This is a genomic window from Fulvivirga lutimaris, assembly GCF_009711525.1.
Taxonomy (GTDB): domain Bacteria; phylum Bacteroidota; class Bacteroidia; order Cytophagales; family Cyclobacteriaceae; genus Fulvivirga; species Fulvivirga lutimaris.
Genome location: NZ_SMLV01000394.1, coordinates 16,793 through 28,546, shown reverse-complemented (window position 1 = coordinate 28,546; position 11,754 = coordinate 16,793). Strand labels below are relative to the sequence as shown.

Genomic DNA, 11,754 nt, shown 5'->3' with positions numbered 1-11,754 from the left:
TCCGTTCTATGTCGTCTCTCCCACGTTTTAGGATTTTTCAGTCCTTACATGGCGAAACAGTTTTATTTTTTCATTTCAAACGTTTGTAAATGTATCTCTTTATCAAGCTGAAGAGATTCTACTATGTTACAAATGCTTACAGATACGTAACATTTAATCATTATTACAGTCATTTTCACAGTTTTTGCAATCGATTCCGCAAAAAACAACTATAACTATAAGGGTGTCTGCCCAATGATTCAGACATCTCGTTAGAATATAAAAGGCTCAACAACTAGCCTAGAAATCGATGCACGAAGGGAGATTCACCTACTCTACTGGTGATGATGAGAACTTGGAAAAATAAAAGTATAGTCTATGAAAAAGTTTAACTCTATACTTAACTATAAAAATGACACCCGGGTTGACGAGACAGGTATGGTTGGATATGGATGAATATGATACCCATAAAGTGACCACCTGATGGCAGTGGTCTACGATATATCTTTAAAACCATAATCATACCTGGAAAGTAAGGTATTCGAATAAATCAATACTTAATTGGTATGATAATTTTATTTAGAGAAAAGAGTGGTTATTTATTATGCCAGTAAATTTAAGTATATTAAAAAAAATATTTTTTCTGAATAATGACAGACAAATTGATGCGGGTGAGAAAACTTTTATTAATAGCACCTTTCATATTTTTTACCATAACCAGCTACGGTCAGAGAGCAAGGTTGTTTTCTACCGATTCAGAACTTTCTAATAGTCTTATTGGGGATATAGTTCAAGATCACAAAGGAATAATATGGGTTGCTACTGAGGATGGAATTAACCGATATGACGGTTCAAAGTTTTCTTATTACAGAGAAAAAAACGGCATCCTGAGCAATAATGTAAAAGTTGTTTACGAAGATAGCCGTCATGATCTATATATAGGATACTTCAACGGGCTGCAGGAATATAATCGAGCTACTGATTCTTTCGAAAAAATACCTCTCATATTGGAATCTGGTTCTGAATACCCGGCCCATGTAATGTCAATGGTTGAGAAGAAAGATGGCACTCGGCTAGTTGCTACCTCCGGATACGGAATTTTTAAAATTCACGAAACGGATAGCGGGAAAATTGCACGGCAACAAGATTTGGTTCCAAGTTATCTGGTTAATTTAATATATGAAGACAGTTTTAACAATTTATGGGTGTCCACGCAGGACATGGGGCTGTTCCGAATTAGAAAAAATAAGCAGAACGTAAACTACTTAGATATTAAAAATGGTCTGGATAATAACGTAACCAGTGTATGTCAGGACAGTGCTGGAAATATCTATGCAGGTAGTTTGCGAAAAGGATTGTTTAGGTACAATCCCACTTCCGATCTTTTTGAAAAGCTCCCTATGTCAGAAAAACACCCTTTACCTGTTCAGGAACTTTTCCCAACACAGAATAATGAATTATTAATTGGCACCGATGGCAAGGGTATGAAAATCTATGACGCAAGTCTAAATCGAATATCGAATTTAAACTTTAACATATCAAATTTCGATTTTTCCAAATCTAAAGTTCACACCATTGTTAAAGATCATAACAATAATTTGTGGTTAGGACTTTTTCAAAAAGGAGTAGCTCTTATTCCCTCCCGCCCCAATAATTTTAAATATATCGGATACCAGTCTGTTACTAACAATATTATAGGTTCCAACTACATCATGTCTGTCTATAAAGACCATGAAGGTATACTATGGGTGGGCACAGATAGTGATGGTTTATATAAAATCAGCAGCGATGGTGAACTATTGAAGCACTACCCTCCTAGTGGCCCAAATGGAACAACGCCTTCAACCGTCATGTGTATTTTTGAAGATTCCAAAAATAACTTATGGATAGGTTCTTATTTGAAGGGACTACTAAAGTTTGACCGTAAAAAAAATACATTTACTCCCATAACAACACTGCTTGATGAAAAAAATAATCCAATTCACCGAGTTTATAGCCTGACTGAGGATAACGAAAACAACTTATGGGTAGCCACTCTTGGTTTTGGTCTTTATTCAATGAATTTAGATAACGGAGATGTGAAAAATTATCATGGTAGAACTAACCCTGCTCAAACCACCGATACCACCAACTCAATTCATAATTCATGGCTTAGTGATATACTACTCACCAGTGACAACGAACTGGTAATAGGCACCATGGACGGATTAAGTTCCCTTAATTTAGAAACAAAGACATTCACCAATCTCAACTCAGCTTATTATCCACTCAAGGGCCAAAGAGTGCTCTCTCTATTCGAAGATCCGAAAGGTAACGTCTGGGTAGGCACCATCAGTGGTTTGTTATGCCTTGACAGATCAAAAAGATCTTTTGTTAAATACACCACAAAAGATGGGCTGCCTAATGACGTTATATGTGCTATTAGCAGTGATGATAGTAATAATATATGGATTAGCACAAACCACGGCATCTCTAAATTCAATCCATTGGATTCCTCCTTCTTAAATTATTATTATCATGATGGATTACAGGGCAACGAATTTAGTAAGCGCGCTTTGTTCAAAGATGATGAGGGCAGATTCATTTTTGGAGGCATCAACGGAATCACCTATTTCAAGCCAGAAGATATCAAAGAAACGCTGAAAAATCTAAAAGTAGAATTGATAGATTTTTACATTCATGATGAACCTGTAAAAAAAGGCATGAAGTCAGATGGATATGATATAATAGATACCTCCGTCATGGATGCCGAGACATTTAATTTAGGTTATACTGACAATTCTTTCACTATAGAATTCTCTGCCATGGAATATCTCAACCCTAAGCGAATCACTTATCTCTACTCAATGAATGGAGGTGATTGGGTAAGCTTGCAGCAAGGTGTGAACACGGTGACTTTTGATAACCTTGACATTGGCCACTATAATTTTAGAGTAAGGGCTAATGACTTTCATACATATTCCGATGTGAAAGAAATATCAGTTATTATTTTCCCGCCTTGGTATTTATCAGGGTGGGCCAAGCTAGGGTATTTTGCAACATCAATTCTATTCATTCTCTTAATAGCTCAGCAGACGTATCATCGTTATAAAACGCACCGAAAGATCAGGGAACACAAACAATTAGAACAAATAAATGAAGCAAAGCTCGAGTTCTTTACAAACATCTCCCACGAGATCCGAACACCATTATCTCTTATACTTAATCCTTTGCGCAAACTTATCTTATCCGATGACGATAATATGAGACAAAGAGCTTACACTGTTATGCGCAGAAATACAGAAAGAGTATTGCATTTAGTCAATCAGCTCATGGATCTGCGTAAAATTGATCACGGCAAAATTTCACTGAAGTTTAAAGAGATAGATATAGTTAAGTTTTTGCATGAAACAACAGAAATGTTTCAGGAGCAGATCTTAGCGAAAGAACTTGACTTCATGATTGTACATAAAAAGGAATCTCCAATGGTTTGGGTTGATCAAAATTATTTTGATAAAACCATACATAATCTACTTTCTAATGCCATTAAGTTCACTCCTCAAAAGGGTAAAATCCAAATGTGTATTGAGACCCATGACTTACCCTTTGCGGGGCATTCAGAGCATACGCATCTAAAACTGACTTGTATAGACTCAGGTACAGGATTAAAGGATCACGAGTTCAAGAAAATTTTCAATCGATTTTATCAGTCAGCCGATAACAAGGAGAGTCATATTGGCACTGGTATTGGGCTGCACTTGACCCGGACAATTGTTGAACTGCATCATGGTACCATCCATGCAGAAAATAATCCTGATGGGGTCGGGTGCCGTTTTATTGTAAGTATACCATTGGGCAAGGAGCACTTGGACCCGCTCCAAATCGAAAGAGAACAGATTGATACTGAAATTTATCATAGCCTGGAAACAATACCTCCACTTCCATTCAAAAACTATGAGGATGATGATGTTAAATCAAAAAGTAAAAAATATGTACTGGTCGTAGATGATGATGCTGACATTCGGCAATATATCTGTAAGGAATTGGCGCGTGAGTATCATATGATTGATTGTGCGAACGGGGAAGAAGCTCTGAGTTTTACCTTATCCAAAAAACCTGACCTCATAATCAGCGATATAATGATGTCTGAAATGAATGGTATCACCCTCTGCAGAAAACTTAAACAAAACGTCAACACCAACCATATCCCAGTCATATTACTAACCGCGAAATCAGGTGAGAAAGATAATTTGGAAGGCCTTGGCATTGGGGCTGACGCTTATATCCTCAAACCATTTAATATGGAGATATTAAAGAAGACTGTGGAGAACATTATTAAAAACAGGGAAATTTTAAAGAATAATTTTAGTGGCTCTCAATTTCAAAGTGATAAAGTGAAAAGCGTGGAGTTAGAATCAGCAGATGAGCGCCTGATGCAAAAAGTCATGACTGTCATAAATGAAAATATTGATAACCCCGCATTAAATGTAGAAATGATAGCTCATGAAATTGGTATTAGTCGTGTTCATCTATATCGCAAATTGAAAGAATTGACTAATCAATCTGTACGGGAATTAATCCGAAATATACGTCTGACGCAGGCAGCAGAATTGCTGACAACTAAGACCATCAATATTTCGCAAGTGGCTTATGCTACCGGTTTTTCAAACCCATCCAAATTTTCTACAAGTTTTAAAGAGGTTTATGGTGTTTCGCCAAAGGCTTACATGGAAAAACATCATAAAGGAATATCATAGCTTAAACAGCGCAGATTCTATCAGTAAATGGTATGATTGGGATGCTCCCAATCATACCATACATATATAATTTAATTTTCAAGGCATATGAAGTGCATGGTCAACACACCTGTTTTCAGGATTTTCTTGACATAATTATTTCAGGAGCCTCAATATTCAAGAAATTATTAATCATTATTCTGATCGGGAGAGAGAAAGTTGTTAACCTCTAACCAGTACATAAAAGCATCAAACCATTTGTTACTTGTCCTGTCAGGGTTACCCAAGCCAAAACCGTGACCCCCATTCTGATAAAGGTGAAATTCTACTGGTATGCCTGCTTTATACCAGGAATTAATCACACCGAACTGACCGAGGAACAGAAAATCATCTGTAGCAATTACATTAAACATAGGTGGGGCGTTCTTTGGTACCTCTACTGCCCCCATTCCGCCATAGATAGGCCCAATAAAAGCCAGCTTCATAGTTTTGGAGTTGAGTGTTGAGTGCATTGTAAGACCAGCACCTGCTGAAAAACCAATCATCCCTATGCGGTCTGTATCCACACCCCACTCCTTAGCCCGCTTCACAATCATGGCGTAGGCAGCCTCGGCATCTTCAAGCTGGTTAGAAAGGTCTCGCTGGAGCAGACCAGGCCGGGCTACAGCTTGAGAAGTATCTGAAGATGCAGGCGGTGCCGGACGAGGGCCATTCATAAAAGCCTTAAAATCATCGAGTGATTCCGCTGTGGGATGAAGTCTGTATTTTAGCACAAAGGCCGCTATTCCCTGCTTGGCCAGTGCTTCAGCAACTTCCCACCCTTCATTGCCCATGGATAACCACATAAAACCACCACCAGGCGCAACTATCACAGCAGCACCGTTTGCCTTGCCAGGTTCCGGAAGGAAAGGTGTAAGTGTAGCAGTTGTTATATTTCGAGCCATGGGATCGCCCCACTGACGGAACCAGGATTCAGAGGCAGGTTGATCATCAACACCGCCCGTGCCAAGAAGAATAGCATTTGGTTCTGATGGGGCTTCAAGTGGATAGATTGTGCCATCCTGAGCCATAGCCGGATAAACAAGTACAACTAAGGTAGCTAAAAGGGCAACCTTGATTAGGTTAATAGGTTTATGAGTCATAGTAAGATTTTTTAGATAAAATTATAATATGTATTGTGAGTAGTTAATAGTGCTAAGTGATAGGGAGAATGGGTTATCATGGCTTTTCCTTTGCTAGTTCGTCTGCTGCATTGGCAAGAAATATATACCAGGCACCACCATCGATGACACACTCGTTTTCTCCCCATAAAAACGGCCAATCATCCTTATTCTCTAAAAAATCAGGTTTCAAGAGGATCAAGCCAGGTACCACACCCCCAGCAATGGTTGAAAAATCGGCCCTGTTACTACCGTAGGCAATTTTTTTCGATTTGTTGCCAACGGCATTGACAAAAGACAAATTAGAATATGGGTGGCAGCCAAAGATGTAATTCAATCCGCGATACACTTCATCTACAGTCATTAAATCCGGAAAGGATTTGTAGATATAATAATTGGTAATGGACCAATTAATCACCGTAGAGCTACCGCCCCAACCTCCTTTGGTAATCGGTACGGCATAAGGATTATCCGACACATTCTCTTTCTGAAATTCCTTGTATTTCAGGATATATTCCCTAAGCTTAGTCTTATAGTCATTGTCCATATAAGGCAAAGCCAGCAAGGCATAATCCATGTTTCGCTCTATACTCTCATCTAACATCGTCCAGATGTTATCCAAAAAGCCTTTTTTGTAGGGCTCTTCTCCTGTCGTGATATATAGCTGCAACATAGCAACCATGTCACTTCCACGTCCCCATCTGGACATCACATGACCTGGCGCTTTTGCATTTTCATTGGCTTCTTCAAACAAGGACTTGGCAATTCGAAGGCATTTCCCGGATAGCTCATCATTATAGCCTTTCAGTGCGCGACTAGCCGCTGCAAGTGCTCCGGCTGTACGGTAGTCCAGAAAGCTAGTTCGGTTGGTGAAGGCCCAGCGATCATCTGGTGTACCACTCGACACACCGTCAGATTCGTAAGGCTTTAATGATGGGTTGTAAGGCAAATTATCAGTCTCAGTTGATGCATCTCCCAGGTGGTGATATTGATGCAGATTAGGTACCACTATTCCCCTTACCGGATGGCCGATATTTTCCACTTGCGCCACGAGATTTAATACACCGTGTTCTATCTGTTGCAAGATATCCGGTTGACCGTCTGGTCGATGGATATCCACATACTGCGTCTTTTGATTGATATACGTTTGATCCCTATCCAGTCGAAAAGTTTCCCAGGTTTCTACAAAACTGGAAACCACCAGCACATGTCTAAATGTCTGAATATCAAAATCGCCAGCATCAAACCATCCCCCTACTGCCATGCCAGGTATGCGCTCCAGTGGTTTGTATTTAGTGTCAGTCGTTTCGCCCTGCCTATAGCCATCAAAGTGCTCATGATTCAAAGGTGCCTGTAGGCAATCATCAAAAAATGGTTTCCCATGCCAGGTTCGATATCCCTCATTGACTTCCATATGATCCATCTGAATGGGAAAGAAAACGTCCATGGTAGGATACCAAACCTTTGAATAAATATCCTCTGCGATATGAAAGGTATTGGTTTTATGCTTGCCATACTGGATATAGTAAATACCCGTTTCTTTCATTGAACTAAAATCAGCCGTAGCGTAATTGTAGCGTAGGTACTTGCCCCAGGTTTTTACATCTACTGTTAATTTTTCTTCGAACCCACCATCTTCCTGCAGTTGGTAAAGTGATGCTTGAGGGAGTACTTCCTGATTTGGATCCAACTCCAGCACCGCTACTTTCTCCTGTTTTGGCATATACCCCACCTGAGAAAAGCCAATCACAGGATCTCTGGTCCAATCCGGTATAGTATTGGGTTCTACATACCACCTCAATACTTCTCCAGTCTTATTAACAGGCAAAATGCTGCGCAAAACATACCATCCATTTTGCGCTAGATTTCTTCCATCAAAAAGCATCAGCTCAGTATCCGACTCAACCTTAATTCTGTGCTCGGCATCTTCAGGAGCCATTATTATTTTGTTTCCGGTAGTCAGAGGTAGCGGTATGATGTACTCTTCCTCACCACGATCATCAAAAGTATTATGCCCTTCAAACTGAGGGATCTTTTTATCTGAAGAACGAATTTTGGTATTGCTGGAAGGATATCTAGGGAAAGTGCTTGGTGTTCCGTCCATCAGATAATTGCTTTCAAAATAGGAAGCAGGTAAAAACTCCATATTAAATCCAGCTCTCCCTTCCAGTTCTTTCGGAATCACCTCATCTAAAAATACGGTAACTAAAAAACCATTCCCTTCGGGTGTAACCTGTATTCTGGAATCAAAATCAAATGCTTCATATTTGAGCCCGACCTCAATTTGATGCTTCTCTTTGTCCACCTTTCGGCTGGTCATTTTCGGGATTAAATCCCATTGTTCTGGTGTATGATGAAGCCGGACTGCTCCGCCTGTAGCAGTTCTCACCCCATGATGTATGAGTTCAATTCCAGCTGTTTTTTCATCAAAAAATAGTCCATTATATTCGTTAGAGAATACCAGAACGTTCAATCCTCTCGATTCAAAATAATCCGAATCGTTGATGGTCAATGACTGAGACATTACAACCTGCGAAAACGCAAGCATTATTGAGGTCATTAGGACTACTATCCAAATGGTTTTTGCTCTTTCAATAAAAAGAGAATAGTCTGTCTTAGGTCTTTGCATATACTTATTGTTTATCAATATTTCCACTTTGGATTTGGTCTAAAGAATTTTTACTTCCACAACTTTCAAGTCTGCTTTATCTGAACTATTTCCATAATACAATTCATACTCCCCGGACATTACATCCATTTTCCTGGTTGACTGATTATAAAACTCAAAAAACGATGCCTCAAGCTCCATTGTAATCTCTGTATTTTCTCCTGCATCCAAACTCACACGTTCAAAGCTCCTTAGCGTCTTCAATGGCCCGTCTTCATCACCTTTTTTCTTAACATAGAGTTGAAAAATCTCCGTACCCTCTCGATCGCCCGTATTCTTAATTGGCACCTTGAATTTAACACGCTCTCCGATTTCAATGGTTTGACTACTCAGTTGAGCCCTACCTATTTCGAATTTTGTGTAACTCAAACCATAACCGAAAGGAAACAAAGCATCATCCATATAGCGATAGGTTCTACCTTTCATAGAATAGTCTTCAAATTCCGGTAGTTGATCAGAATTTTTATAAAACGTAATAGGCAGTTTGCCTGAAGGGTTGTAATCTCCGAAAAGAACATCGGCTACTGCTTGTCCACCAGACTCTCCGCCATACCAGGCCTGCAAGATTGCATCGCAGTTTTTGGTTTCCGGAGTAAGGGCAATAGCAGAACCTGAGCAGTTTACAAAAATCACTGTTTTACCGGCATCTTTCAATGCTTTAAGGCATCGCCTTTGTACGGATGGTAAATCAATATTGGTACGATCGCCCCCTTTGAAACCCGGATAAGAAACAGGCATCTCTTCTCCCTCCAACAAAGTCGAGAGCCCACCTACAAATATTACAACCTCGGTTCCTTCTAATTTTTTAAGCAGACCGTCAAAGTTTATATCTACTTCCTGTCCAAAGTCAAATTCAAGGTTGGCCTGCCAATTATTTAACTGTGCGTAACGAATCTCAATATGGTAGGTTTTACCTGCCTCAACCCTCATTGGAAGTCTGGCCGGGAGAGTTCGCCAGTTGTTATATTTGATTAAAGAAGAATCATTTACAAGAAGCTCAAAATAACCTGTTGCACCGAATTTAAAGACTATCTCCTCAGAAACTTTTGGCGTAAACTTGGTTTGATAAATTGCTGAAAAACCTTCTAAATCAACTCCTGAAGCGAACTCATGTTGTCCGGCCGTAGTCAATTTCATTGGATTAGTTATCTGTACAGTGGTTACAGGTTCACCATTACGTTCCTGATTATTCCAATAAGTGGCTTTGAATCCTTGATCACCTTCAATTGAAGTTTGTGAGAAATAACTTTCAGTCACTTTATCTTCCACATGATCAACCGCCTTATCGTAAACAATTTTTTTAGCGGGCACTTTGGACTTGATTCCATCAAGAATCGTAATAGTACGTACTGGTGTGCCATTATAATTACCCCAAAGCATAGGCTCATTGTCTGCATTAGGCCCAATCACTGCCAAATTATCTATGGATTTACTTAGCGGTAGAACACTGTTTTTATTCTGGAGCAAAGTCATCGACTTTTGAGCCATTTCCAGAGCTAACTGACGATGTTTCTCGTTATTAAGTATTGAGGGAGGTATTTTTGTATAGGGCACCATCTCATCAGGATCCATCTCACCCAGCTCAAATCTTCCCATAAGTACTCGTTTTAATCGTACATCAATGTCTTCTTCCTTTACCAGACCACGTTCTACTGCTTCGGGTAGTAATTTATAGTTATGGTTATTCCACTGGCATTCCACATCTGTTCCAGCAAGAACACCTTTTGCAGCCGCGTGCACTGCATCAGACGAAACATTATGTGAAGTGAAAAAATCCTGTATCGCACCACAATCTGAAACTACCAAATGTTCAAACCCCCATTTGTCACGTAGAATTTGCTGCAGCAGACGATCACTTCCGCAACATGGCTCATCATCCAGGCGCTGATACGCGCACATCACCTGGCGCACATCAGCCTCCTGCACCAATGCCTTAAATGCAGGAAGATAGGTCTCCCAAAGATCACGAGGTGAAACATTATTAAGATTGAGTTCGTGCCGGCTCCATTCGGGGCCCGAATGTACTGCATAATGTTTGGCACAAGCCAGCAACTTTCTGTATTTAGCATCTTCGGGTCCCTGCAGGCCCTTTACCACCTGAACACCCATTCTTGAAGTAAGATAAGGATCCTCACCATAAGTTTCCTGCCCACGCCCCCAACGTGGATCTCGAAAAATATTGACATTTGGTGTCCAAACTGATAAACTCAGAAAACGCTTGTTTTCATTTCCTTCAGCTATCCACTGATTATACTTAGCACGTGCCTCATCGGAGACCGCATCAAAAATATAATAGAGTAGATCATCATCAAATGAGGCGGCCATGCCCACCGGTTCGGGAAACACAGTTACATTATCATTGTTCGCATAACCATGCAGGGCCTCACTCCACCAGTTAAATTTTTTTATACCTAAGCGCGGTATGGCATCTGAAACATCGCACATCAGAGCAGCTTTTTCTTCCAAAGTCATTCTTGAGATAAGATCATCAGCACGTTTAGAGAAACTCAGTTCTGGGTTTTGATAAGGTTTGACTTGTGCCTGTAAGAACGTTACCTGTAGGGTAAGACATAAAAAAAACAGGATAAATCGCCAGGTAATTAAATAAGTAAGATTCGTCTTATGGTATCTCGTCTTTATCACAAAAATTTTTTTTGGTACCCTCAAAGCTACCGCAATCGATTGTGTTAACAGAGAAACTCATTAGCCAATTTGTAACCAATGCTTTCACCTTTGTTACATTTTGCGGCTATTCATGCTAAAAGTGGGCTCAATTTCTACTATTCAAGCGGCAAAGGGTAGTAGCAAAATAGATTAGGCGTATTAGGAATGGTACCATATTTTTTAAAAACCAATGTCCAGGTCTAATCGAATTCTATCTCCTGTTTCCCTGACCGCTCCATAAGACACTATCTGATGTACCATGAAATAACGCATTGTCAATTTGAAATTATCGTTTACCATATATCCCGCCAATAATTCAAGCCCTTTAAAGTTAGTGAGGCGTCCAGCAGGAGAGTTTTGATTGGAATAACTCCATCGCACCCAATCGTTTTGTGCGAAAAAATCAACAGCACAAAATCGCTCGAGGTAAGTATAAAATGCCCTGAGTGTCCAGTCACCTTTTTTATTAAACCTTCCTAAACTTAATCCTATGACAGCCCCCTGTTTTTGGTCATCCAGACTTTCAGGAATGGAGTCATTTTGGCTTATCTTGCTTAAATTATTATAA

5 protein-coding genes are annotated in these 11,754 nt (G+C 39.8%); 1 reads left to right on the top strand and 4 read right to left on the bottom strand.

Features of this window, described 5'->3' with window-relative positions; genetic code table 11:
* The first annotated feature begins 650 nt into the window (after positions 1 to 650).
* The gene (locus tag E1140_RS22030; protein ID WP_221412689.1) at positions 651 to 4,715 is read left to right on the top strand and encodes a two-component regulator propeller domain-containing protein; all 4,065 of its coding nucleotides are present in this window, start codon (positions 651 to 653) and stop codon (positions 4,713 to 4,715) included.
* Positions 4,716 to 4,882: 167 nt separating this feature from the next.
* On the opposite strand, the gene E1140_RS13050 is transcribed toward E1140_RS22030, so the two are convergent.
* The 4 genes from E1140_RS13050 to E1140_RS21520 all read right to left on the bottom strand — a co-directional run.
* Complete coding sequence (locus tag E1140_RS13050; RefSeq protein WP_155184400.1) at positions 4,883 to 5,836, bottom strand: alpha/beta hydrolase; 954 nt, start codon at positions 5,834 to 5,836, stop codon at positions 4,883 to 4,885.
* A 76-nt stretch (positions 5,837 to 5,912) separates the two neighbouring features.
* Complete coding sequence (locus E1140_RS13045; protein WP_246202895.1) at positions 5,913 to 8,483, bottom strand: glycoside hydrolase family 9 protein; 2,571 nt, start codon at positions 8,481 to 8,483, stop codon at positions 5,913 to 5,915.
* Positions 8,484 to 8,522: 39 nt separating this feature from the next.
* Complete coding sequence (gene xyl3A, locus E1140_RS13040; RefSeq protein ID WP_221412688.1) at positions 8,523 to 11,165, bottom strand: xylan 1,4-beta-xylosidase; 2,643 nt, start codon at positions 11,163 to 11,165, stop codon at positions 8,523 to 8,525.
* A gap of 201 nt (positions 11,166 to 11,366) precedes the next feature.
* Positions 11,367 to 11,754, bottom strand: a 388-nt coding sequence (locus E1140_RS21520) for a hypothetical protein (protein WP_185153571.1), incomplete at its 5' end; no start/stop codon positions are given.